The sequence below is a fragment of the Streptomyces sp. BBFR102 genome (genome assembly GCF_051397025.1).
GTDB lineage: Bacteria > Actinomycetota > Actinomycetes > Streptomycetales > Streptomycetaceae > Streptomyces.
Genome location: NZ_CP195757.1, coordinates 2,581,549 through 2,604,807, shown reverse-complemented (window position 1 = coordinate 2,604,807; position 23,259 = coordinate 2,581,549). Strand labels below are relative to the sequence as shown.

Annotated in this window: 16 protein-coding genes; 14 read left to right on the top strand and 2 right to left on the bottom strand. The window is 74.7% G+C overall.

Going from position 1 to position 23,259, the window contains the following annotated elements:
- Nucleotides 1-63 precede the first annotated feature (63 nt).
- Nucleotides 64-912 carry an oxidoreductase gene (locus tag ACSLIC_RS11555; RefSeq protein WP_436737590.1) on the top strand — a complete coding sequence of 283 codons (849 nt, stop codon included), beginning with the start codon at nucleotides 64-66 and terminating at the stop codon, nucleotides 910-912.
- Nucleotides 913-1,237: 325 nt separating this feature from the next.
- On the opposite strand, the gene ACSLIC_RS11550 is transcribed toward ACSLIC_RS11555, so the two are convergent.
- Nucleotides 1,238-2,077 carry an HAD family hydrolase gene (locus ACSLIC_RS11550; protein WP_436737589.1) on the bottom strand — a complete coding sequence of 280 codons (840 nt, stop codon included), beginning with the start codon at nucleotides 2,075-2,077 and terminating at the stop codon, nucleotides 1,238-1,240.
- Nucleotides 2,078-3,122: 1,045 nt separating this feature from the next.
- Between ACSLIC_RS11550 and ssd the strand changes: the two genes are divergently transcribed.
- The 7 genes from ssd to ACSLIC_RS11515 all read left to right on the top strand — a co-directional run bounded on the left by ssd (nucleotide 3,123) and on the right by ACSLIC_RS11515 (nucleotide 9,372).
- Nucleotides 3,123-4,385: a septum site-determining protein Ssd gene (gene ssd / locus ACSLIC_RS11545; RefSeq protein ID WP_436737588.1), complete on the top strand. Its 1,263-nt coding sequence runs from the start codon at nucleotides 3,123-3,125 to the stop codon at nucleotides 4,383-4,385.
- Nucleotides 4,382-5,575, top strand: a complete 1,194-nt coding sequence (locus tag ACSLIC_RS11540; protein WP_436737587.1) for a TadA family conjugal transfer-associated ATPase — start codon at nucleotides 4,382-4,384, stop codon at nucleotides 5,573-5,575. Before ssd ends, ACSLIC_RS11540 begins: the two co-directional genes overlap by 4 nt.
- Nucleotides 5,572-6,423 (top strand): type II secretion system F family protein, encoded by an 852-nt coding sequence (locus ACSLIC_RS11535; RefSeq protein WP_436737586.1) that lies wholly within the window; start codon nucleotides 5,572-5,574, stop codon nucleotides 6,421-6,423. Before ACSLIC_RS11540 ends, ACSLIC_RS11535 begins: the two co-directional genes overlap by 4 nt.
- Complete coding sequence (locus ACSLIC_RS11530; protein ID WP_436737585.1) at nucleotides 6,420-7,250, top strand: type II secretion system F family protein; 831 nt, start codon at nucleotides 6,420-6,422, stop codon at nucleotides 7,248-7,250. Before ACSLIC_RS11535 ends, ACSLIC_RS11530 begins: the two co-directional genes overlap by 4 nt.
- Nucleotides 7,251-7,938: 688 nt before the next feature.
- Nucleotides 7,939-8,076, top strand: a complete 138-nt coding sequence (locus tag ACSLIC_RS11525; protein WP_229831569.1) for a DUF4244 domain-containing protein — start codon at nucleotides 7,939-7,941, stop codon at nucleotides 8,074-8,076.
- Between the two features lie 121 nt (nucleotides 8,077-8,197).
- Nucleotides 8,198-8,755 carry a TadE family type IV pilus minor pilin gene (locus ACSLIC_RS11520; RefSeq protein ID WP_436737584.1) on the top strand — a complete coding sequence of 186 codons (558 nt, stop codon included), beginning with the start codon at nucleotides 8,198-8,200 and terminating at the stop codon, nucleotides 8,753-8,755.
- Nucleotides 8,756-8,901: 146 nt separating this feature from the next.
- On the top strand, nucleotides 8,902-9,372 hold the full coding sequence (locus ACSLIC_RS11515; RefSeq protein WP_436737583.1) for an Rv3654c family TadE-like protein: 471 nt from the start codon (nucleotides 8,902-8,904) through the stop codon (nucleotides 9,370-9,372).
- Here the strand turns inward: ACSLIC_RS11515 and ACSLIC_RS11510 are convergent.
- Nucleotides 9,335-11,776: a DEAD/DEAH box helicase gene (locus ACSLIC_RS11510; RefSeq protein ID WP_436737582.1), complete on the bottom strand. Its 2,442-nt coding sequence runs from the start codon at nucleotides 11,774-11,776 to the stop codon at nucleotides 9,335-9,337. The genes ACSLIC_RS11515 and ACSLIC_RS11510 overlap by 38 nt on opposite strands.
- Nucleotides 11,777-11,938: 162 nt before the next feature.
- Between ACSLIC_RS11510 and ACSLIC_RS11505 the strand changes: the two genes are divergently transcribed.
- The 6 genes from ACSLIC_RS11505 (at nucleotide 11,939) to tmk (ending at nucleotide 23,223) form a co-directional block, all read left to right on the top strand.
- Nucleotides 11,939-12,280, top strand: a complete 342-nt coding sequence (locus ACSLIC_RS11505) for an STAS domain-containing protein (RefSeq protein WP_436737581.1) — start codon at nucleotides 11,939-11,941, stop codon at nucleotides 12,278-12,280.
- Between the two features lie 286 nt (nucleotides 12,281-12,566).
- Nucleotides 12,567-12,995, top strand: coding sequence for an ATP-binding protein (locus ACSLIC_RS11500; protein ID WP_436737580.1), 429 nt, complete (start codon nucleotides 12,567-12,569; stop codon nucleotides 12,993-12,995).
- A 247-nt stretch (nucleotides 12,996-13,242) separates the two neighbouring features.
- Entirely contained in the window at nucleotides 13,243-13,818 is a 576-nt protein-coding gene (locus tag ACSLIC_RS11495; RefSeq protein WP_436737579.1) for a small secreted protein, read from the top strand.
- A gap of 296 nt (nucleotides 13,819-14,114) precedes the next feature.
- Nucleotides 14,115-15,668, top strand: coding sequence for a DUF7059 domain-containing protein (locus ACSLIC_RS11490; protein WP_436737578.1), 1,554 nt, complete (start codon nucleotides 14,115-14,117; stop codon nucleotides 15,666-15,668).
- An 845-nt stretch (nucleotides 15,669-16,513) separates the two neighbouring features.
- Complete coding sequence (gene topA / locus ACSLIC_RS11485) at nucleotides 16,514-19,366, top strand: type I DNA topoisomerase (protein WP_436737577.1); 2,853 nt, start codon at nucleotides 16,514-16,516, stop codon at nucleotides 19,364-19,366.
- 509 nt (nucleotides 19,367-19,875) lie between these two features.
- Nucleotides 19,876-23,223, top strand: a complete 3,348-nt coding sequence (gene tmk, locus ACSLIC_RS11480; protein ID WP_436737576.1) for a dTMP kinase — start codon at nucleotides 19,876-19,878, stop codon at nucleotides 23,221-23,223.
- The last annotated feature ends 36 nt before the right edge of the window (nucleotides 23,224-23,259 follow it).

The following is a 23,259-nucleotide window of genomic DNA, read 5'->3' as shown; positions in this document are numbered from 1 at the left end:
AGCTGCGGTGAGGAAGACCACTCCATCGTGGGGTGGCGGTGCGCGTTGCGTACTGTCGTACCCATGAGTACGTCACGTGCGTCCGCAGGCCCCACGCCCGCCGCAGGATCGGCCGACCCCCTGGTCGCGCTCGGTGAGCTGTCCGGGGTGCCCGAAGCCGTGGAATCCGTGCGCAAGTCCGTCGACCGCGTCTACGGCCACCGGGTCATGCGCCGCCGCAGCACGGAGATCACCTCGGAGGCGGCGCTGCGCGGAGCCCGCGCCTCCGCCGCGCTCGCGGGCGCCGACTGGGCCCTGGAGGAACTGCGCCGCCGCAGCGACTTCAGCCTCGGCGAGGACCGGACCGTCGGTGCGGCGTTGCGGCTGACCGCCGAGGCGGGGCAACTCCTGTCCATCTGGCGCCAGTCGCCGCTGCGGGTCCTCGCCCGGCTCCATCTCGTCGCTGCCGCCGACAGCGACGACACGGTCGGCCGTCCCCGCAAGGCGGGGGAGCGCGCCGACGAGCCGCTGATCGAGCTGGCGCAGCCCGACGCGGACGAGGTCGCGGGACGCCTCGACGGACTCAACTCGCTGCTCCTCGCCGGTTCCGCCGCTCCCGCGCTGGTCACCGCCGCCGTCGTGCACGGCGAACTGCTGGCGCTGCGCCCCTTCACCTCGCACAACGGCCTGATCGCGCGGGCCGCCGAGCGCATCGTGCTGGTCGGCAGTGGCCTCGACCCCAAGTCCATCTGCCCGGCCGAGGTCGGCCACGCGGAGCTGGGACGGGCCGCCTACGTCGCCGCCCTCGACGGTTACGTCTCCGGGACGCCCGAGGGGATGGCCGCCTGGATCACCCACTGCGGCAAGGCCCTCGAACTGGGCGCCCGCGAATCCACCGCCGTCTGCGAGGCGCTTCAGCGCGGCGCCGCCTGACCGGCCGCTGCGGACCCCCGGAACGGAGAAGCAGCGGTACGCGTACGCGTACCGCTGCTTCGCAGGCCGTCGGGTGACCAAGCGTCCCTCGCGATGTGCCGCCCGGCCGGAGTCTTTGTCCGTTGCCCGGAACGGCCTACCCGATTCGTCGGGTCCTGCGTGGCGTGGGTACTCGGCGGTCCTGTGCGGTCCGTGGGGCCTTGCGTGAAAGGTCGTCCTCTCGGATGTCCCTGGTCTCGCGGGCCGTCACTTCCTTTGTACTCCTCCTGGCGCTGAAGCGAAACCCGGGCAGCCGCTTCTTCCGGCGACCGCGGGCGCGGGCCCCTCAGGCGGCGGCCGAACCCCGCCGGGAGCGGGCGGTCAGCCAGACGACCCCCGCGGTGACGGCGGCCGCGCCGACGGCCGCCGCGGCGACCAGCGCCGGCCGCGGCGCCCGGGAGAGGGAGGGGATGCGCTGCTTGAGGCGGACCGGCCGGTGGAAGTCGAGAACCGGCCACTCGCGGGCCACCGCCTCCTTGCGGAGCGTCCGGTCCGGATTGACCGCGTGCGGGTGGCCGACCGCCTCCAGCATCGGCAGGTCGGTCGCCGAGTCGCTGTACGCGTAGCAGCGCGCCAGGTCGTACCCCTCGCTCTCGGCCAGTTCGCGCACGGCCTCCGCCTTGGTCGGTCCGTAGGCGTAGTACTCCACGTCACCCGTGTAGCAGCCGTCCTCGCCCACCACCATGCGGGTGGCCACCACGCGGTCGGCGCCGAGCAGCTCGCCGATGGGCTCGACCACCTCCGCGCCCGAGGTCGACACGATCACCACGTCCCGACCGGCGGCGTGGTGTTCCTCGATCAGGGAGGCGGCCTCGTCGTAGATGATGGGGTCGATCAGATCGTGCAGGGTCTCCGCGACGATCTCCTTCACCTGCCGCACATTCCAGCCACGGCAGAGGGCCGACAGATAGGAGCGCATGCGCTCCATCTGATCGTGGTCGGCGCCGCCCGCGAGGAACACGAACTGTGTGTACGCGGTGCGCAGTACGGCGCGGCGGTTGATGAGGCCGCCTTGGTAGAAGGACTTGCTGAAGGTGAGCGTGCTCGACTTCGCAATGACCGTCTTGTCCAGGTCGAAGAAGGCTGCGGTGCGGGGCAAGGAGCGGTTTTCCACGGGGTCGAGCATAGGCGCCCACCATTCGGCGTAAGGTGTGGCGCGTGGGTTTGCCTGAGAAGGCCCTCGGGTACACCATGGAAGTCACGGATCGTTCGCGACCGTGCTACCCCGGTCCGGCTCCTCCCCCCCCCCGAGTCGGCCGTGGGGACGACCCCCGCTCTCCCCCCCGGCGGGGGTCGTCGCATGTCCGGGTGCGTTTCACGGGCCTGGACCCACCGAAGGCGCCTAGCGCGAGCCGCGCGAGGCGCCTTCGGCATAGGCCCGCCCTTCCCGGCGTTCGATTACGCACCGTCAGGATGGCGGGCTCCGGACGACATGCTCGGGTTCGTCACTCTTGTCTCCTCCCGCCTCGCCACTACCGGCTGAGGGTGCGCGGTTGAGGAGTTCTTCCGTCATGTTCATGGAGATCTCGACCCCTCCCTTCCGCGCTTCTCCGGAAGTTCCCGGCCGACGGTTCTCGTCCGGGTGACGGAGTTATTCACAACCTCCGAGTAGTCCACGGTTTTCGACCAAGATCCACATCATTTTCCAAGCTTCTGCAAGGTGAATGCCGTGACCTGAGTTCGGGCGCGAGTTCACGTGACTTGGCCCTGAGTTCGTGTCGGCGCTGGAGCGAGTTCTGCGCGAACGCGACCGAGTGTGCCGACTTTCGGCCAAGGGGAGTCAGCCGTTCCGCCGATTCCCCGCCAGGGTCCCGGATGCCGCGAATCACCTCGTGGCCGGAAGCGGACCACTGGCCCGGCGGGCATGCCGGCGAGCGGTCCGGTCACGCCCGCCGGGGCGCGGCGCGATGGACGCGCGTCCCGCTGCACGGAGACGGACGGCCGGAGGGTCGGAGAGGAAAGGCGACGGAGAAGTGGCGACAGAGCGGATGAGCGTGGGCGTGGGCGAGCGGTGGCTTGGGGGCGCCGGCAGGGGGCGTGGCGCGAACTGGCACGCATGGGACGGGCCCCGGGTGCGGAGGAGTGCGTGCGCGGAGTCGGGACGAGCCCGTGAGGCGGGACGAGGAGGAAGGGGCATGGCGATGGCTGGCAGGCGAGGAGAGGGCGAAGGCATGGCGCGGGAGACGGGACCGGGAAGGGGTGAGCGCCTTGGCGTCGGCGGCGGCGCGAGTTCCGGGGAGGTGGGTGGGGGGCCTGGTGCTCCCGGTGGGTCGGCGGGGCCGCTCATCGTGACCGAGGACCCCGTACTCCTGGACGACCTGCTGCGGCTGTGCGCCGCCGCCGGGGCACGGCCGCTCGTCCTCCACGGGCTGCCTGAGCGGCGGGGGGAGTGGGAGGCCGCGCCGCTGGTGCTGATCGGGGACGACGCGGCGGCGCGGGTGGCGGGGGCCCCACGCCGGCCGGGCGTGCTCCTCGTCGGGCGGGGCCAGGGCGAGCCGGCCGTCTGGCAGCGGGCGGTCGGGGTCGGCGCCGAACATGTGCTGCGGCTGCCCGACGCCGAGGCGTGGCTGGTGGACCGGATCGCCGACGTGGTCGAGGGGGCCGGACGCAGCGCCCGCACCGTCGGGGTCGTCGGCGGGCGCGGCGGGGCGGGTGCGTCGACGCTGGCGTGCGCGCTGGCCGTGACGGCGGCGGCCGGTGGCAGCCGCACCGTCCTGGTCGACGCCGATCCGCTGGGCGGCGGGCTCGACGTGCTGCTCGGTGGCGAACAGGCCGAGGGGTTGCGCTGGCCGGCGTTCGCCCGGTCCCGGGGCAGAGTGGCGCGCCGGGCGCTGGAGGAGGCGCTGCCCGAGATGCACGGCCTGCGGCTGCTCAGCTGGGACCGGAGCGACACCGCCGCCGTCCCGCCGGAAGCGGTACGGGCGGTGCTCGGCGCGGCCCGGCGAGGCGGGGGCACGGTCGTCGTGGACCTGCCGCGCCGGGCCGGCGGGGAGGTGGCCGAGGCGCTGGCCCAGCTCGATCTGGCGCTGCTCGTCGTCCCTGCGGAGCTGCGCGCGGTGGCGGCGGCCCGGCGCATGGCCGCGGTGCTCGCCCCTGAGGTACGGGACCTGCGGGTCGCCGTCCGGCCCACGGGTACGCCCGGCCGAGGGCTGGCGCCCGACTCGGTCGCCGGGCTGCTGGGCCTGCCCCTCGCCGGGGTGGTGCCGCACGACACCGCCGCCGTCGAGGCGCAGGAGACCGGCACGCCGCCCGGCAGCGGGCCGCGTGGCCCGCTGGCGCGGTTCTGCCGCGAGCTGTGGGGCCGCGCCGCGAGTCCGGCACCGGAGGGCGAGGCGGAGACAGGGGCCCAGGAAGAGCCTGCCCGCCGGGGAGACCTGCTTCGGACCACGCTCGGCGGGGCGTGGGTCCCGGCTCCCGGGAGCGTGGCCGCATGAGCGCGGTGGCTGCGGAGGCGGGACTGCTGGACGCCGTCCGGCGCCACCTCGCCGAGCAAGGCGCGGAACCCACCGAGGCACGGGTCGCCCAGGCGCTGCGCGAACAGGGCCGGATGCTGGGCGGTGCCGAAGTGCTGCGGACGGCGGCCCGGCTGCGCTCGGAGATCGCCGGGGCCGGCCCGCTCGAACCACTGCTCGCCGATCCGGAGGTCACCGACGTCCTGGTCTCGGCACCTGACCGGGTGTGGGTCGACCGGGGCGCGGGGCTGGAGCTGAGCGGGGTGCGGTTCGCCGACGCCGAGGCGGTGCGCGGACTGGCCCGGCGGCTGGCGGCGGTAGCGGGGCGGCGGCTGGACGACGCCCGGCCGTGGGTGGACGCGCGGCTCCCCGACGGCACCCGTCTGCACGCCGTCCTGCCGCCGGTCGCCGTCGGCTGCACCTGCCTGTCCTTGCGGGTGGTACGCCCCCGGGCGTTCACGCTCGCCGAACTGGTGGCGGCGGGGACCCTGCCGCCGGGCGGTGACCGCCTGGTGGCGGCGCTGGTCGAGGCCCGGCTCTCCTTCCTCATCAGCGGCGGGACCGGCAGCGGCAAGACGACCCTGCTCTCGGCGCTGCTCGGGATGGCCGGCCCGGCGGAGCGGATCGTCCTGGCCGAGGACTCGGCGGAGCTGCGCCCGGACCATCCGCACGTCGTCCGGCTGGAGACCCGGCCCGCCAATCAGGAGGGCCGGGGCGCCGTGGCCCTCGACGACCTGGTCCGCCAGGCACTGCGGATGCGCCCGGACCGGCTGGTGGTCGGCGAGGTCCGCGGCGCCGAGGTCCTGCACCTCCTGGCCGCCCTCAACACCGGCCACCAGGGCGGCGCGGGAACGGTGCACGCCAACGCCGCGGCGGACGTCCCGGCCCGTCTGGAGGCGCTGGGTACGGCGGCCGGGCTGGACCGGGCCGCTCTCCACAGCCAGGTCGCGGCTGCCCTCTCCCTCGTCCTGCACCTGGCCCGGGACCGGGCCGGCCGACGGCGCCTGGCCGAGGTCCACGTGCTGGCCAGGGACGCGACGGGCCTCGTGGTGACGGTCCCGGCGCTGCGCTGGGGCGCGGGCGGGTTCGCCGAGGAGAAGGGGTGGCCGAGGCTGCGGGAGTTGCTGGGACGTGGCGGTCCGGATGCGCACGGGTGGGAGGCGCGGTGGTGAGCGCGGGTGTGACGGGTGCGGTGGGCGGACTGCTCTGGGGCGCGCAGGCGTTCATGCGAGGGGCCCGCGGGCGGGCAGGACTGCGGAGCCGGGCCGCCCGCATCGCGGGCGTGCCGGTCGCGGAGAGCCGCTGGACGGCGGAGGCGTTACGGCGCCGGGCCGCCGCCCGGCCCGAACGGGTCTGCCTGGTGGCCGGGGCGCTGCTGGCCGCTGCGGGCCAGTCGGTCCTGCCCCTGGTGGCCGGGTGCGCGGCGGTACCGGTGGTACGGCGGAGGCTGGCGGCACGGGCGGCGGCGCGGGCCCGTGAGCGGCGGGCCGAGGCGGTCCGGGAGCTGTGCGGAGCCCTCGCCCAGGAGGTGCGGTCGGGACGTCAGCCGGTGGCGGCTCTGCTGCACGCGGTCGGCGAGGCTCGGGGGCTCGGCGGGGCCGAGGCCGGAGTGACGGCGGCCGCACGGTTCGGCGGGGAGGTCGCGGGCGCGCTGCGGGAGGCCTCGGGGGAGCCCGGCGCCGAAGGGCTCTCGGGGCTCGCTGCCTGCTGGGAGGTGGCGGTCGACCGGGGCGCGGGCCTGGCGGCCGGTGTCGAACGGCTGGCGGCGGCGCTGCGGGCCGAGCGGGACCAGGCGGCCGACCTGGCGGCGCAGTTGGCCGGGGCCCGGTCGACGGTGCTGATGCTGGCGGCGCTGCCGCTGCTCGGCCTGGCTCTGGGCTGGGCGATGGGGGCCGACCCGCTCCGGGTGCTGCTGCACACGCCGGCAGGGCTGGCCTGTCTCCTCCTGGGCGCGGTCCTGGAGGCGTGTGGGCTGTGGTGGGCGCTGGGGATCGTGCGCCGGGCGGGGGTGCCGCGATGAGCGCCGAGGTTTTCCACAGGCTGGGGGTGGCGCTGTGGGTGCTGGTGCTGCTGGCGGGCTGGGGCACGGCGGTCAGGGCGCGCCGGGCGACGCGGACACGCTGGCGCGGGCTGTACGGAGCGGTGCCGCCCAGCGGGCCGTCGCCGGTGCGGGCATGGACCGAACGGCGGCCCTCTGGGGCGTGGGTGCTCGCCGGGAGCGCCGCCGGGTGGCTCGTCGGCGGCGGGGCGCCGGAGGTGCTCGCGGGTGGTGCTGCCGGCTGGTGGGTCCACCGGTGCGTGGAGCGGCGTGGTTCGACAGGACGGGTCCCCGGACGGGCGGCGGGTCCGGAACGGCGGCCGTCGAGGCTGCCGACGTGGCTGCGGGGCGCGGCTCGCCCGGCGACGGACGCCCGGCTTCCGCTTGCCGCCGACCTGGTCGCCGCCTGTGTCGCAGCCGGGGCGGGGCCGGTGGAGGCGGCGCGTGCCGTCGGCGCCTCGGTCGGCGGGCCCGTGGGCCGGGGGCTCGCGCGGGCCGCCGCCGACGTCCGGCTGGGCGGGGACCCGGAGGCGGCATGGCGCCACGTCGCGAAGGTACCGGGGGCCTCAACGCTGGCCCGCTGCCTGGGCCGCGCTGCGGCCTCCGGCGCCCCGGCGGCCGAGCCGCTGGCCCGGATCGCCGCCGAGGCACGGGCCGACTGGAACCGGGCGGCCACCGAACGCGCCCGGCGGGCGGCCGTCGCGGTGACCGCGCCGGTGGGGCTCTGCTTCCTGCCCGCCTTCCTCACACTCGGGGTGGCTCCCGTGGTGATCGGCCTGGCGAGCGGGCTGCTGAGGGGCAGTGGCTGACGTGACGAGCTGGGGTGCCTGTGACGCCCGGGGGCCGCCCCCGGGGGCGGGGCTGAGTTCCGCCGGCGGGTTCGGTCGGCGGTGAGGAGCGGCAGGACGGCCCTGCCGAGGATGCGCACGGTTTCCGACATGAAGGGGTGCTGACGTGAGGAGTTCCGAGATGAGCGGTTCCGGGATGCCCGGTTCTGGGATGAGCGGTTACGAGGTGAAGGGTTCGGCTGCGGAAGGGGCGATCGTGCCCGGTGGGCTGGGAACGGCTCCTGGGACAGGGGATCGGCCGCACGAGGGGGTCACGTCGGCAGCGGAAGCACGGGGTCCGGGCGAGCTGGTGGCCGGGGCGCTGCCCCGAGGCGGAGTGAAGGCGTCGACGGGGGCGCCCTCGGCTCTGCCGGTTCCCGTGCCGGGGAAGGCCCTGGCGCGGGTGCGCGCTCAGGAGCGGGCCCGGTGCGGTCAGGCGGCCGGGCGTCGGCCCGGGGCGCCGGAGTCGGCCGAGGCGGTACCGGTGCGGCTGGTCGTGGTCCCGGCCGACGAGGTGCCGGGGCCAGGAGCACGCGGCCGGTCTTGGAGCCAGGCCGACGGCTTCGGGACCCGGGGCATGGCGGGGCGCCGGCCGGGGTCGCGCGGGGACGAGGGCACCCGGCGGCACCGACGGCGGTCGGCGCGGGCGCGGGGGCGCCGGGACGCCGGTATGGCCACGTCGGAGTACGCGATGGCCCTGCTGGCGGCGGTGGCCTTCGCCGGGGTGCTGTACAAGATCGTCACGGGTGGTGCGGTGGCGTCCGCTTTGCAGTCGGCGGTGGAGAAGGCCCTCGATGCGCCGTTCTGACGGGGCGGGGCCGCCGGGGGGCCGAGCCGGGTGGCGGTGGGCCCGGGGCGTCGGCGGGCGTGCGCCCGGCCGGTACCGGCGCTGCGGTGACGGCTCGCCCAGGGACGGCCAGCGTGGGGCGGTGACCGCCGAGGCCGCGGTCGTGCTGCCGATGCTGGTGGTGTTCCTGCTGGCGCTGGTCTGGGCCCTGCTGGCGGTTGCCGCCCACATCCAGTGCGTGGACGCGGCGCGGGCCGGTGCCCGCGCCGCGGCCCGGCAGGACCCGCCCGCCGCGGTCGTCGAGGCCGCGCTCCTGGCGGCGCCCGGCGGAGCCGAGGTGACGGTCGGCCGTACCGGCGACCTGGTCCAGGTCGAGGTGCGGGCCAGAACGCCCGGCCTGGGCGCGCTGACGATCGGCCTGCACGCGCGGGCCGTGGCACTGGCCGAGGAGACGGTGGGAGCGGACGGCCCCGCCGACGGGCCGCCCGCTCCAGACGCCGAGGCAGGTGGCGCCGGGCCCGCCGGCGCGGGGGAAGGGGCGGAGCCGGATCGGGATCGCGAGCCGGAGGACGGCGTCAACGGGAACGGAGCTACGGCGACCGCCGCACCGCAGTCACCGGCGCCGGCGGAGTCACCGGCATCAGCGGAGATCTCGACCACCTCGGCCCGGGGCGGTACCGGGAAGGGCGCGGAAGGATGAACCACAGCCGTCGCGGGAGGCCGCCGGGCCCCCCGTCCACTGGGGCCGACACGCCTCTCCTCGCACCGTTCCGACCCGTACGGCGGCCTGCCGCGGCAGGCCGCGAGCCGGAACGGCCGCGAAGGGAGCCTCACGCGCACCGCCCGGTGCCACCAGCCCGACCGCGCCCTCCGGCCAGGCGCGATCCACCGAGCCCCGCCGCTTCGCCGGCCGCCCGTACCAGCGCGCCGGGTGCCGCCGGGGCGAGGCCCGAGCCCCTTTGCCCCAGCGGGCGTGCGGCCCGCTCCGACCGGGGCGCCGCCACCGTCTGGGCGGCCGTCGCCTCGGCCGCTCTCGGTGCCGTGTTCGCGGTGCTGCTGGCGATGGGGCATGCCGTCGCCGTACGCCATCAGGCGGGCGGCGTGGCCGATCTCGCCGCGCTCGCGGCGGCCGACCACTGGAGTGAAGGGGAGCGGGGGGCCTGTGCGCGGGCCCGGCGGGTGGCAGTCGCGCAGGGGGCCGAGGTGGTGCGGTGCGCCCTGCGTGGGGAGGTGTCCGACGTGACGGCCGAGGCGGGGGCGGGGCCGTTCGCGGTCCGGGTCAGGGCGCGGGCGGGGCCCCCTGGAGCAGCACCGTGAGCAGCCTGAGGGCGGCCCGCTTGTGGAGCGGCTCGTTGCCGTTGCCGCACTTGGGCGACTGGACGCAGGAGGGGCAGCCCGCGTCGCACTCGCAGGCGGCGATGGCCTCGCGGGTGGCGGTGAGCCACTCGCGGGCGGTGTGGAAGCCCCGTTCGGCGAACCCGGCGCCGCCCGGGTGGCCGTCGTAGACGAAGACCGTGGGGAGGAGGGTGTCCGGGTGGACCGGCAGGGAGACGCCGCCGATGTCGCGGCGGTCGCAGGTCGCGAAGAGCGGGAGCATGCCGATCGAGGCGTGCTCGGCGGCGTGCAGGGCCCCGCCGAGCTGCTCAGGGTTGACCCGGGCGGCGTCGAGCTGGTCCTCGGTGACCGTCCACCACACGGCCCGGGTGCGCAGGGTGCGGGGCGGCAGGTCGAGCTTGGTCTCGCCGAGGACCTCGCCGGTGACCAGGCGGCGGCGGAGGAAGGAGACCACCTGGTTGGTGACCTCCACCGAGCCGTAGCAGAGCCGTCCGGCGCCCCAGGGGATCTCGGCGTCGGTCTCCAGCACGGAGACGGCGGTGGTGTCGCGGGCGGTGGTCGAGTAGGACGGTGTGGCCTGCTCCACCAGCGCCACCGAGTCCTCCAGGTCCAGGTCGCGGACGAGGTAGGTGCGGCCCTGGTGGAGGTGGACGGCGCCGGTGTGGACCGACCCGTGGGCGGCGGCTGCGTCCACGGTCCCCAACAGCCGGCCGGTGCCCGCCTCGACGATCTGCACGGGCCTGCCCCCGCCGCCCCGGATGTCGGCCAGGTCGGCGGCGGACTCGCGCCGCGTCCAGTGCCACCCGTGGGCCCGGCGGCGCAGCAGCTTGGCCGCCTCCAGCTGCGGGAGCAGCTCGCGGGTGGCCGGGCCGAAGAGGGCGAGGTCCCCCTCGGTGAGCGGCAGTTCGGCGGCTGCCGCGCACAGGTGGGGCGCCAGGACGTACGGGTTGTCGGGGTCGAGGACGGTGGACTCCACCGGCTGGTCGAAGACCGCCTCCGGATGGTGGACGAGATAGGTGTCCAGCGGATCGTCGCGGGCCACCATGATCGCCAGCGCGCCCTGCCCGGCGCGGCCCGCGCGCCCCGCCTGCTGCCAGAGGGAGGCGCGCGTACCGGGATAACCGCAGATCAGGACCGCGTCGAGGCCGGAGACGTCGACGCCGAGTTCCAGTGCGGTGGTGGCGGCCAGGCCGAGGAGGTCACCGGAGTGCAGGGCGCGTTCCAGGGCGCGGCGCTCCTCGGGGAGGTAGCCGCCGCGGTACGCCGCGACCCGGCGGGCCAGGGCCCGGTCGATCTCCGCCAGGCGCTCCTGGGCGATGACCGCGATCAGCTCCGCGCCGCGCCGCGAGCGGACGAAGGCCACCGTGCGGACCGACTGGACGGCCAGGTCGGTGAGGAGGCCGGCGGTCTCGGCGGTGGCCGTCCGGCGGACCGGCGCGCCGTTCTCCCCGTGGTAGTCGGTCAGCGGCGGTTCCCACAGGGCGAAGACCAACTCGCCCCGGGGCGAGGCGTCGTCGTCCACCGCGGTGACCGGCAGTCCGGTCAGCCGCCCGGCCGCCACCGCCGGCTCGGCCGCGGTGGCCGAGGCGAGCAGGAAGACGGGGTCGGAGCCGTAGCGGGCGCAGAGGCGGCGCAGGCGGCGGACCACCTGGGCGACGTGCGAGCCGAAGACGCCCCGGTAGGTGTGGCTCTCGTCGATGACGACGTAGCGCAGGGCGCGCAGGAAGGAGGACCAGCGGGGGTGGGACGGCAGGATGCCGCGGTGCAGCATGTCGGGGTTGGTGAGGACGAGGTTGGCGTACTGGCGGACCCATTCGCGCTCCTCGATGGGGGTGTCGCCGTCGTAGACGGCGGGCCGGACCGCGTTGCCGAGCGGGGCGGCGAGGTCCTTGACGGCCCGCAGCTGGTCGGCGGCGAGCGCCTTGGTGGGCGAGAGGTAGAGGGCGGTGGCGCCGCGCCCGTTGGGGGCCTCGGAGCCGTCGAGCAGGCTGGAGAGGACCGGGACCAGATAGGCGAGGGACTTGCCGGAGGCGGTACCGGTGGCGACGATCACCGACCGGCCGTCGAGCGCGTGCTCGGCGACGGCCGCCTGGTGCGCCCAGGGGTCGGCGATGCCCGCCTTCTGGACCGCCGCGATCACCTGCGGGCGAATCCGGTCCGGCCAGACGGCATGACGCCCGGCTCGCGGGGGCAGGTGCTCCGTATGAGTGATGCGGGATTCCGGCGTCGCGGCCGGTCCGCCGCCCTCGTGGCCCCCTTCGGCAGGCGCGGAGAAGCCGTGGCCGCCGCCCTGTCGGGAGGCCACCAGGCGGTCCAGGACCGTGCGAGGCGTGGGGCGAGGAGCTGCGTCCCGATCGGGACGGCTCGGCCGGGAGAACTCGGTCATCGGCTCCGAGTCTGTCACTGGCGTGAAGGACAATGCAGCGAAGGCGTCGTGCGCGCCTGCTGGTAAGTGATTGAATGCCCACGCGGCTGGCGAACCGTCCCGGGGGATCAAGCCGAGGTGTCCCGAGGGATGACCGCTCGATAGCAAGGTGCTGGAGGATCCGTGGACCTGTCCCTGTCGACCCACACCGTCGATGATCGTACGGTTGTCGAGGTCGGTGGCGAAATCGATGTGTACACCGCGCCCAAGCTGCGGGAGCAGCTGGTCGAGCTGGTGAACGACGGCAATTTCCATCTGGTCGTCGACATGGAGAACGTCGACTTCCTCGACTCGACCGGCCTCGGTGTCCTGGTGGGCGGACTGAAGCGCGTGCGGGCCCACGAGGGCTCCCTGCGTCTGGTCTGCAACCAGGAGCGCATCCTCAAGATCTTCCGGATCACGGGGCTCACCAAGGTCTTCCCGATCCACCAGTCGGTCCAAGAGGCCATCGACGCCACTGACTGAGACGTGGAGCGCGCGCCGGGCCCGTCCCGGTGCGCGCCGCCGTCGGTGGGTGTGCGCTGTGGCGACCGCCCGCCGTCAGCCCGATGCCCGCGCGTCGCGTACAGGGCTCCGGTCCGGTGTGTCCGAGCCCCTGCCCGGTCGCGGCTGCGCGTGGGACGTGGTGCGCCGCGCCCGCTGTCGGTCGTACCCACGCACGTGGCAGGCTCGGGCCCACAGCAGCGGGAGTCGCCGGACTTCGGTGATCCGGTTCTCCCGGAGAGCACTCCCGTACATCCGAGGGGGACGCATGGCCACCGTTGAGCTCCGTTTCACCCCGCTGCCCGAGCATGTGCGGACCGCACGTCTGGTCGGGGCCGCGATGGCGCGCCGCGCCGGGGTGGCGGACGCGGCCCTCGACGAGGTGCGGCTCGCCGTCGGCGAGGCGTGCACCCGTGCCGTCGGGCTGCACCAGCTCCACGAGGTGGCCGAGCCGGTGCAGGTGCGGCTGATCGAGGACGGGAAGCAGTTCTCCATCGAGGTGGTGGACGAGGCGCCGCACGCGGTGCCCACCGACATCGAGGCCGGTACGGCGGGGCTGCCCGTCACCGAGGACCCCGAGGGCGAGGACGAGATGGGGCTCGCCGTCATCAGCGGCCTCGTCGACGACGTCCAGGTGAAGACGGGCGAGTCCGGCGGGATGATCCGGATGTCCTGGCCGACCGCCATCCTCGCCTGAGTCCGGCCCGCGCACCGTTGCGCACCCCCGCTGACCTGCGTGATCCTCCCGCCGCACGGTCAACCGCCTTCGTATGTGCGGAGTTTGACGGCGTGAGGGTTCCCGGTGGAGGAGTGCGGGGTTCGTGAGCCTTGTCTCTCTTGGGCCAAAGGGCTTCAAAAGGGCAGGTATCGGACGCTCGCGTGAGGGTTGGTGCCCGGGGGCCGTGTAAGTTCCGGGGCCGAGAGCCACGGAAGGGACCAATCCGGTGAACAAGAAGCTCGCAGCCGCACTGTCCGGCGGTGCGGTACTGGCGATGGCGCTGACGGGATGCGGCGACGACAAGGAAGAGAAGCTCGACGCGTGGGCCAAGCAGGTCTGCGACGACGTGCAGCCGCAGGCCAAGAAGATCTCGGACGCCAACGCCGCGATCCAGGAGCAGACCTCGGACAACAGCAGTCCTGAGGATGTCCAGAAGACGGACTCGAAGGCGTTCGGGGACATGTCGGCCGCCTACAAGGCGATCGGTTCCGCGGTGAAGAAGGCCGGAGCCCCGCCGGTCGACGACGGCGAGAAGACGAAGAACGACGCCGTGAAGGAGCTCAACGGTATCTCGGCCGCGTACGGCGACCTGAAGAAGCAGGTCGCCGACCTCGACACCGGCGACCAGGGCGAGTTCGCGGACGGCCTCAAGGACATCGCCGGCGAGCTGTCGAAGATCAGCAAGAACGGCAACGAGGCGCTGGAGAAGCTCCAGTCCGGCGAGGTCGGCGAGGCGATGAAGAACCAGGCGTCCTGCAAGAGCTCCACGGCGTCATCGGCTCCGTCGCCCTCGGGGGCCTGAGCGGACGCCACCGGGCGACGTCCTCGGGCGGTATCCGAGCGGCTTCCCCCAAGGCTTCGGGTCTTGGCGGAGTCGCTCGCCTCGCGCCGGACGGAGAGCCAGGTCCCGCCCCGTCATGACGCGTGGGGCAGACGGTGCTTGACGCCCTCGGGGGCAGGCGGGCCCCGGGCCGCTCGGGCACCGTCGGGCTGGGCGCACCGTTCTGACGGCGTCGGCCGCCGGGCCCCGGGACCGGTCTCCACCCCGCCCCGGCCCCCTTGCCGCAGCGGGCGCCCCCCAGCCCTCACAATGGACGGGTGAGTACCCCCAGTCTTCCCCTGACCGACCGCTCCGACCTGGCCCCGCGCCTGCGGACCGCCTTCCTCGACGCCGACTTCACCGCCGACGGGCTCCTGGAACGGCTGGGCGCCCCGGCGTACGCGGCGCTCGCGCGCGCGGAGGCGGTGCCCGCGCTGCGCGCGACCCGGGGCGGGACCCCGCTCGACACACTGGTCCGCCTCTTCCTCCTCCAGCGTCCCGTCACCCCGGCAGAGGCCGAGGCGGCGCTGCCCGGCGGACTGCTCGGCGACGCCGTGGACGGCCGGTGGCTGCGCAGGGAAGCGGCCGGGGAGGCCGGGGGCGAGGTGGTCCGCGCCGTGATCGACGTGCGGCCCTACGGTGGGCCCGACGGCCAGGACTGGTTCATCGCCTCGGACCTCGGCTGCGCGGTCGGCGGAGCGGGCGGCATCGGCAGCGCCGCCGAGGGTGTCGTCCTCGGTGTGGGCGGCGCCTCCACGACGCTGGCCGGGCTCACCGTGCGCGGCCCCGTGGGAGACGCCCTCGACCTGGGCACCGGCTCCGGAATCCAGGCGCTGCACGCCTCCGTCGACGCCACCCGGGTCACCGCGACCGACCTCAACCCGCGCGCCCTGCGCTTCACCGCGCTGACCCTCGCGCTCTCCGGCGCCCCCGAGGCGGAACTCCTCGAAGGCTCCCTGTTCGAGCCGGTCGCCGAACGCCGCTACGACCTGATCGTCTCCAACCCGCCCTTCGTCATCTCCCCGGGTGCCCGCCTCACCTACCGGGACGGCGGGATGGGCGGGGACGAACTGTGCCGCACGCTCGTCCAGCAGGCGGGGGACCGGCTCAACGAAGGGGGCTACGCGCACTTCCTGGCCAACTGGGAGCACGTCGACGGGGAGGAGTGGAGTGACCGGCTCCGCTCCTGGGTGCCCGCGGGCTGCGACGCCTGGATCGTGCAGCGCGAGGTGCAGGACATCACCCAGTACGCCGAACTGTGGCTGCGGGACGCCGGGGACCACCGCACCGACCCGGAGACCTACGCGGCCAGGTACGAGGCGTGGCTGGACGAGTTCGAGGCGCGGAACACCAAGGCGGTCGGCTTCGGCTGGATCACGCTCCGCCGCAGGGACGCGGCCGAGCCGTCGATCCTCGTGGAGGAGTGGCCGCACCCCGTCGAGCAGCCGCTCGGCGAGACCGTCCGCGCCCACTTCGCCCGCCAGGACTACCTGCGCGCGCACGACGACGCGGCCCTGCTCGCCGGGCACTTCACCCTCGCCCCGGAGGTCGTCCAGGAGCAGATCGGCCTGCCCGGCGCCGAGGACCCCGAGCACGTGGTGCTGCGCCAGCACCGCGGCATGCGCCGGGCCACCCAGGTCGACACGGTCGGCGCCGGCTTCGCCGGGGTCTGCGACGGCTCGCTGAGCGCCGGGCGCATCCTCGACGCCATCGCCCAGCTCATCGGCGAGGACCCGGTGCGCCTGCGCGACCAGACACCCGCGCAGATCCGGCTCCTCGTGGAGCAGGGCTTCCTGGTGCCGGTGGCCGAGGGGACGCGGGCCGGGGCGTAGCCGCCCGGTCCGTCCCGGGCGCACGGGCCGCTTCCGCCGGATGACGTACGCCCGTGTCGTACGTCCGGGGGGCCTGGCGTGCCGCGCGCTCGGGCGACACGCGGTACCGGCCGGGAGTTCACCTCGGCTGCCCCGGGCGTCGTACGCGGGTGTCGGCCTCCTGGTCCCGGCGCCGCTCCGACGGCCCGGTGGGACAAGGGGGAGCAGGTCACGGACGAGGCGGCCGGGGTGTCGCAGGGAGGCGTGGTCGGCGCTGCCGGGCGGGCCGCTCGCCACGCCCGGGGGCGGCGGTGGCGCCCAGCCGCTGGGGAACCTGGGCGAGGCGACCCCGGCCGCCTTCGCCGGAGCGGTGTTCGCGCTGTTCGCGGCTGGGGCTGCTGGCCCGGACAGCGGTTCGGGCGCGGGCGTCGCCGGCCCGCCTACGAGCGGGCCGCTCCCGGCGCCTCGGCGGCCGTCGCGGCGCCGGGAGCGGTGGCGGCGCCGGCACTCCGCTGCGGTGCCTCGGCCGGGTCTGGCCGCCCGGAACGCTCCGGCCCGGCGTCGTCGCCTCCCGGCTGGGTCCGGGGACGGCCCGTTCCGTAGCCCTCGGCCGTCGGCGCCCCGCCCTCGCGCCGGCCCGGAAGCATACCCGTCGGCCCCGTCCCGATCTGCGGCGAATGGCCAGGTCGGTACTCCGGGCGGCAGGAACGGACGGAGTCGGGTTACCGTTCCAGTGGCCGGGGTGGGCTTTTCCCGTGAGACACCGGGACGGGATGTACCGTCACACTCCGCAGAGCAAACCCGGCCCCCATCCCGGAACCACGGGCTCGGGAAGGATTCAGTGTCGACCGGAGAGAAGAGCCACGTTGTCCCCGACCAGCGAGACCGCAGAGGGCGGCCGCCGCCTCGTCATCGTCGAGTCGCCCGCCAAGGCGAAGACGATCAAGGGCTACCTCGGCCCCGGCTACACCGTCGAGGCGAGCGTCGGACACATCCGTGACCTTCCGAACGGCGCCGCCGAGGTGCCGGAGAAGTACACGGGCGAGGTCCGTCGGCTCGGCGTCGACGTCGAGCACGACTTCCAGCCCGTCTACGTGGTCAACGCGGACAAGAAGGCGCAGGTCAGGAAGCTCAAGGAGCTGATGGCCGAGTCGGACGAACTCTTCCTCGCCACCGATGAGGACCGCGAGGGCGAGGCCATCGCGTGGCACCTCCAGGAAGTGCTGAAGCCGAAGATCCCCGTCCACCGCATGGTCTTCCACGAGATCACCAAAGACGCGATCCGGGCCGCCGTCGCCAACCCCCGCGAGCTGAACAAGAAGCTGGTCGACGCCCAGGAGACCCGCCGCATCCTCGACCGCCTCTACGGCTACGAGGTCTCGCCGGTCCTGTGGAAGAAGGTCATGCCGCGCCTGTCGGCGGGGCGCGTCCAGTCGGTGGCCACCCGCCTCGTCGTCGAGCGGGAGCGCGAGCGCATCGCCTTCCGCACCGCCGAGTACTGGGACCTGACCGGCACCTTCGGCACCGGCCGGGGCGGTGGCAGCAGCGATCCCGCGCAGCTCGTCGCCCGCCTCAGCGCCGTCGACGGCAAGCGGATCGCGCAGGGCCGCGACTTCAACTCCGTCGGGCAGCTCAAGTCCGACACCCTCCACCTCGACGAGGCGGGCGCCCGCGCGCTGGCCGACTCCCTCGCCGACTCCTCCTTCGCGGTCCGCTCGGTCGAGTCGAAGCCGTACCGCCGTTCGCCGTACGCGCCGTTCCGGACGACGACGCTCCAGCAGGAGGCGAGCCGCAAGCTCGGCTTCGGCGCCAAGGCCACCATGCAGGTCGCCCAGAAGCTGTACGAGAACGGCTTCATCACCTACATGCGCACGGACTCCACGACGCTCTCCGAGACGGCGGTCGGCGCGGCCCGGGCGCAGGTCACGCAGTTGTACGGGGCGGACTACCTGCCCGACAAGCCGCGTACCTACGCCGGCAAGGTGAAGAACGCGCAGGAGGCGCACGAGGCGATCCGTCCTTCCGGCGACCGCTTCCGCACGCCCGCCGAAACGGGTCTGACCGGTGACCAGTTCCGGCTCTACGAGCTGATCTGGAAGCGGACCGTCGCCTCCCAGATGAAGGACGCCGTCGGCAACTCGGTCACCGTGAAGATCGGCGGGCGCTCCGCCGACGGGCGCGACGCCGAGTTCTCCGCCTCCGGAAAGACCCTCACCTTCCACGGCTTCCTCAAGGCGTACGTCGAGGGCGCCGACGACCCCAACGCCGAGCTGGACGACCGCGAGCGGCGGCTGCCGCAGGTCGGCGAGGGCGACCCGCTGGCCGCCGACGCGATGAGCGTCGACGGCCACGCCACCAAGCCGCCCGCCCGCTACACCGAGGCGTCGCTGGTCAAGGAGCTGGAGGAGCGCGAGATCGGCCGTCCGTCGACGTACGCGTCGATCCTCGGAACGATCCTCGACCGCGGGTACGTCTTCAAGAAGGGGACAGCGCTCGTCCCGTCCTTCCTCTCCTTCGCCGTGGTCAACCTGCTGGAGAAGCACTTCGGCCGGCTCGTCGACTACGACTTCACCGCCCGCATGGAGGACGACCTCGACCGCATCGCGCGCGGCGAGGCCCAGGCCGTGCCGTGGCTTCGCCGCTTCTACTTCGGTGAGGGCGACGCCGCCGCCGGTGCCGCCTCCGCCGCGGGCAACGGCGACGGCGACCACCTCGGTGGCCTCAAGGAACTCGTCACCGACCTCGGCGCCATCGACGCCCGGGAGATCTCGTCCTTCCCGGTCAGCGACGACATCAAGCTGCGCGTCGGCCGGTACGGGCCGTACATCGAGCGGGGCGAGAAGGACGCCGAGAACCACCAGCGCGCCGACATCCCCGAGGACCTCGCGCCCGACGAGCTGACCGTCGAGCTGGCCGAGGAACTGCTGGCCAAGCCCAGTGGCGACTTCGAGCTGGGCACCGACCCGGAGACGGGCCACCCGATCGTGGCCAAGGACGGGCGGTACGGGCCGTACGTCACCGAGGTGCTGCCCGAGGGCACGCCGAAGACCGGCAAGAACGCGGTCAAGCCGCGCACCGCCTCGCTCTTCAAGTCGATGAGCCTGGACACGGTGACGCTCGCGGACGCCTTGAAGCTGATGTCGCTGCCGCGCGTCGTCGGTACCGACACCGAGGGCGTCGAGATCACCGCGCAGAACGGCCGCTACGGCCCGTACCTGAAGAAGGGGACGGACTCGCGGTCGCTGGAGAGTGAGGAGCAGCTCTTCACCATCACGGTCGACGAGGCCCTCGCGATCTACGCCCAGCCCAAGCAGCGCGGTCGCGCCGCCGCCAAGCCGCCGCTGAAGGAACTGGGCGAGGACCCGGTCAGCAAGCGTCCCGTGGTGGTCAAGGACGGCCGCTTCGGCGCCTACGTCACCGACGGCGAGACCAACGCGACCCTGCGGGCCGCCGACAGCGTCGAGGAGATCACGCCCGAGCGCGGCTACGAGCTGCTGGCGGAGAAGCGGGCGCGCGGCCCGGTCAAGAAGACCGCCAAGAAGGCCCCGGCGAAGAAGACGACCGCCAAGAAGGCGCCCGCCAAGACCGCCGCCGCGAAGAAGACCGCGGGGACGGCCAAGGCGGCGGCGAAGAAGACGACGACGGCCAAGAAGACCGCCGCCAAGAAGACGACGGCGAAGAAGAGCACCGGAAGCGGGGCCGGCGCCGGCGAGGAGTGAGCCCCCGGGCCGGACGCGGGCGGGGTCCGGGTGACCTCGCTCCGGCCGCCCACGGGTGCGGAAACGTCCCGCCCCTTCCGCCGACCGGGCCGCGCCCGGCCCGACGGGAGACGCGTGAGGGGCGCGAACGGTTGTTCTATCAGGTGCGGTGTGCGCCTGTCCGGGTCGAATGCGCTCGTGCGCCGCCCCGCTCCGTGATCTTTCGGGGCGGGGCGGTTTTCGTTCAGGCGTGCGAGGGGCAGGTGTCCACCAGCGAGTGGTCACGGAGCGTGAGGGAGGGGGCTGGGCCCGTGTGAGGCGGTGGGGTGCGTCGAAGGCTGAGCGGTGAAGCGGGGAAGTGCGGTCGTGCGGGTGGATCACGGGTCCCCCGGAGTGCGGAGGTGTGCGCGGGTGGCGAGGAGTGCGAGGGTGGCGCCGATTGTCGGCATGGGGCGGTTTTGGACCAGGTCGGACGGTCGTATGTTCGGGCGGGCCGACCGGGTGGCGAACGAGCGGGCTAGGCTGGCGGGATGACGCGAGCCGAGCAGCCAACGGTCGTGAACCCGGCCCCCGACGACGCCCTGGTCGCAGATTCCCGAGAGCGCGCCGTGCGCGCCCTGCTGCGTTTCCGCCCCCTCAAGCAGCTGTGGAGCGCCCAGCTGGTGGGAGGCGCCGGCGATGTCCTTGCCCTCTTCGTGCTGGTGGTGCTGGCCTTCCACACCTCGCTGGCGCAAGGGGCGTTCGGCGGCGGTTACCAGGGCGCGGCCTTCACCGTCAGCGTCGTCCTGGGCGTCCGCGTCCTCGCGACCCTGCTCTTCGGTGCGGTCCTGCTCGGCCCGGTCAGCTCACTGACGGCGCCCGGCGGCCCGCTCGACCGCCGCTGGACGATGGTGGTCGCCGACGGCCTGCGGGCCGCCCTGCTGATCGTCGCGCCGCTCTGGATCGACTGGACCCCGGACACGGCGCTGGCCACCCTTCTGGTGACGGTCTTCGTCCTCGGCGTCGCCGAACGCTTCTGGACGGTCTGCCGGGAGGGCGCGGCCCCCGCGCTGCTGCCCGTCCCGGCCCTCGGCGCCGACGCCGTGCGCCCGCTGCCGGACCGCTCCGACGCCCTGCACCGGCTCTTCCTGCGCACCGCCTTCGTCGCGGTGCCGCTGGCCGCCGCCCTGCTGGTCGCGGTCACCCTGGTGGAGAACCTGCTGGCCACCGGCGTCGGCTGGTTCGCCACCCACCAGGTCGCCCTCGCCTCGTACGTCGCGGCCGGCCTGTTCGCCGCCTCCCTCTCCGTCGTGTACTTCCTGACGCTGCCCGGCACCCGGACGCCGCGCGCCCGCTCCCCGCTGGAGGGGCTGCGCCGTCCGAAGACGGGCAGCGGCGCCGACCGGGGCCGCACCGGCACCATCCGCCTGCTGGTCATCGGCTGCGCCGCGGTCACCGCCGCCATCTCCGGCGCCGTCGCCGTCGCCGTGATCCACGCCAAGGACCTCGACGGCGGGCCCGTCCTCTTCGGCCTCTTCGTCCTCGCCCTCACCGGCGGTACGGGGACCGGTGTCCGCGGCGCCGCGCGCGTGCTGCCGGCGCTCTCCCGGCGCCGGCTGCTGGCGCTCGCCGTCGCGCTGACCGGTGTCGCCCTGCTCGCCGCCGGGCTGGTGCCGGACGTCACGACCGTGCTGCTCCTGCTGCTGCTCGCCGGCTTCGCCGCCGGCGTCGCGGCCCACTGCGGGCACACCCTGATCGACCAGGAGACGGAGGAGTTCCGCAGGGCGCGCCAGGGCGAGCACCTCCAGGCCGTGGTCCGGCTGACCCTCGCCGTCTCCGTGCTCGCCGCCCCGCTCATCGCGGGCGGCATCGGCCGTCACCGGGTCGAGGCCGGGAAGTTCGTCTTCGCCCACGGCGGCGCCGCCTTCACGCTGATGCTGCTCGGCGCCCTGCTGCTGCCGGTCGCCGCCGTCCTCCTCGCCAAGGCCGACGACCGGCAGGGCGTCCCGCTCCGCCGCGACCTGCGGGACGCGTTGCGCGGCGACGACCCGGCCACCGCGCCCGCCGCCACCGGCTTCTTCGTCGCCCTGGAGGGCGGTGACGGCGCCGGCAAGTCCACCCAGGCCGAGGCGCTCGCCGAGTGGATCAGGGCCAAGGGCCACGAGGTCGTCGTGACGCGCGAGCCGGGGGCCACCCCGATCGGCAAGCGGCTGCGCGCGATCCTCCTCGACGTCTCCAGTGCCGGGCTCTCGCACCGTGCCGAGGCCCTGCTCTACGCGGCCGACCGCGCCGAGCACGTCGACACCGTCGTCCGTCCCGCGCTGGAGCGCGGTGCCGTCGTCATCTCCGACCGCTACATCGATTCCTCGGTCGCCTACCAGGGCGCCGGGCGCGACCTCGCGCCCACCGAGATCGCCCGGATCTCCCGTTGGGCCACCGGCGGCCTCGTCCCGCACCTCACGGTGCTGCTCGACGTCTCCCCGGAGACGGCCCGCGAGCGGTTCACCGAGGCGCCGGACCGGCTGGAGTCCGAGCCCGCCGCCTTCCACCAGCGGGTACGGGCCGGATTCCTCACCCTGGCCGCCGCCGACCAGGACCGCTACCTCGTGGTCGACGCCGGCCAGCAGCCCGAGGACGTCACCACCGTCATCCGGCACCGCCTGGACCAGCTGCTCCCTCTCTCCGAGGCCGAGGTCAAGGCCCAGGAGGAGGCCCGTCGCGCCGCCGAGGAGGAGGCCCGCCGCAAGGCGGAGGAGGAGGCCGCGCGCAAGGCCGAGGAGGAGCGCCTGGAGCGGGAGCGCCAGGAGCAGCTCGCCCGGCTGCGCGCCGAGGAGGAGGAACGCAAGAAGCGCGAGCTGGAGGAGGCCAAGCGGCTGGAGGCGGAGCGGCAGGCCGAGCGCCAGGCCGAGGAGGTCCGCCGCCGCGCCGAGGAGGCCGAGCGTCGCGCCGAGGAGGAGCGTGCCCGGCTCCGCGCCGAGGAGGAACTGCGCGCCGCCGAACAGGAGCGGCTGCGCCTGCGCAAGGTCGAGGAGGAGCGGCTCCGCAAGGAGGCCGAGGAGCGCCGCCGCGAGAAGCAGCGCGAGGCGGAGGAGGCACTGCTCCGCGCCGAGGAGGCCCGCCGCAGGGCCGAGGAGGAGGCCGCGCGCAGGGCCGAGGAGGAGGCCAGGGTCCGGGCCGAGGAAGCTCGTCGCCAGGCCGAGCGGGAAGCGGCGCTGCGCGCCGAAGCCTCCCAGGCCGACAACGAGATGACCGTCCCCACCCCCGTGCACTCCCTCCGCAAGCCGAAGGCGCCTGAGGAAGGGGAGCAGGGCCCGGCCCACTCCCTCACCAAGGACGACCGGAACGAGGAGCGTTCCGGCTACTCCTTCACCAAGGCCGATCGGGACGAGGAGCGTTCCGGCTACTCCTTCACCAAGGCCGATCGGGACGAAGAGCGTTCCGCCCACTCCCTCACCAAGGACGACGACCGGCGCCCCCGGCCGGCCGAGCCTTGGGACAACGAGGAGACGGCGGTCCTGCCGCAGGCCCCCGCCCCGTCCGACGCCGAGGAGACCGCCGTCATCCCCCAGGTCCCGGAGCCGGGCACCGGGGACGACGAGGAGACCAAGGTGTTCCCCCGCGTCTCCGAGAGCGGCCGGCCCGGTCCGGACGCGCCGACCGACCGCGTGCCCCCGGGCTACTTCCGGGACGACGCGACGGACACCGCCCGCAACGCCGCCCCCGGCGAGAACGAGCGCACCCGCGAGCTGCCCCAGATCGACCCGAACGCGCCTCGCCCGCGCCCCGACTGGGCGGAGGAGACCCCCCTCGACGACCTCCCCAGCCTGGCCGACGAACTCCTCGGCCCGCACGACGGCGGCGACGAGGACGACCTGCGCGGGGGGCGGGGCCGGAGGTAGGCCGGGTTCGTTCACGCGCTCGCCCCGCGGGAGCGG

Excerpts from the sequence above, each read along its gene's own strand:
- ACSLIC_RS11540 (WP_436737587.1), top strand. The coding sequence starts at position 4,382 with ATGAGCGCGGTGGCTGCGGAGGCGGGACTGCTGGACGCCGTCCGGCGC.
- ACSLIC_RS11550 (WP_436737589.1), bottom strand. The coding sequence starts at position 2,077 with ATGCTCGACCCCGTGGAAAACCGCTCCTTGCCCCGCACCGCAGCCTTC.
- ACSLIC_RS11500 (WP_436737580.1), top strand. The coding sequence starts at position 12,567 with ATGGCCACCGTTGAGCTCCGTTTCACCCCGCTGCCCGAGCATGTGCGG.
- ACSLIC_RS11555 (WP_436737590.1), top strand. The coding sequence starts at position 64 with ATGAGTACGTCACGTGCGTCCGCAGGCCCCACGCCCGCCGCAGGATCG.
- ACSLIC_RS11525 (WP_229831569.1), top strand. The coding sequence starts at position 7,939 with ATGGCCACGTCGGAGTACGCGATGGCCCTGCTGGCGGCGGTGGCCTTC.
- ACSLIC_RS11510 (WP_436737582.1), bottom strand. The coding sequence starts at position 11,776 with ATGACCGAGTTCTCCCGGCCGAGCCGTCCCGATCGGGACGCAGCTCCT.
- ACSLIC_RS11530 (WP_436737585.1), top strand. The coding sequence starts at position 6,420 with ATGAGCGCCGAGGTTTTCCACAGGCTGGGGGTGGCGCTGTGGGTGCTG.
- tmk (WP_436737576.1), top strand. The coding sequence starts at position 19,876 with ATGACGCGAGCCGAGCAGCCAACGGTCGTGAACCCGGCCCCCGACGAC.
- ssd (WP_436737588.1), top strand. The coding sequence starts at position 3,123 with ATGGCGCGGGAGACGGGACCGGGAAGGGGTGAGCGCCTTGGCGTCGGC.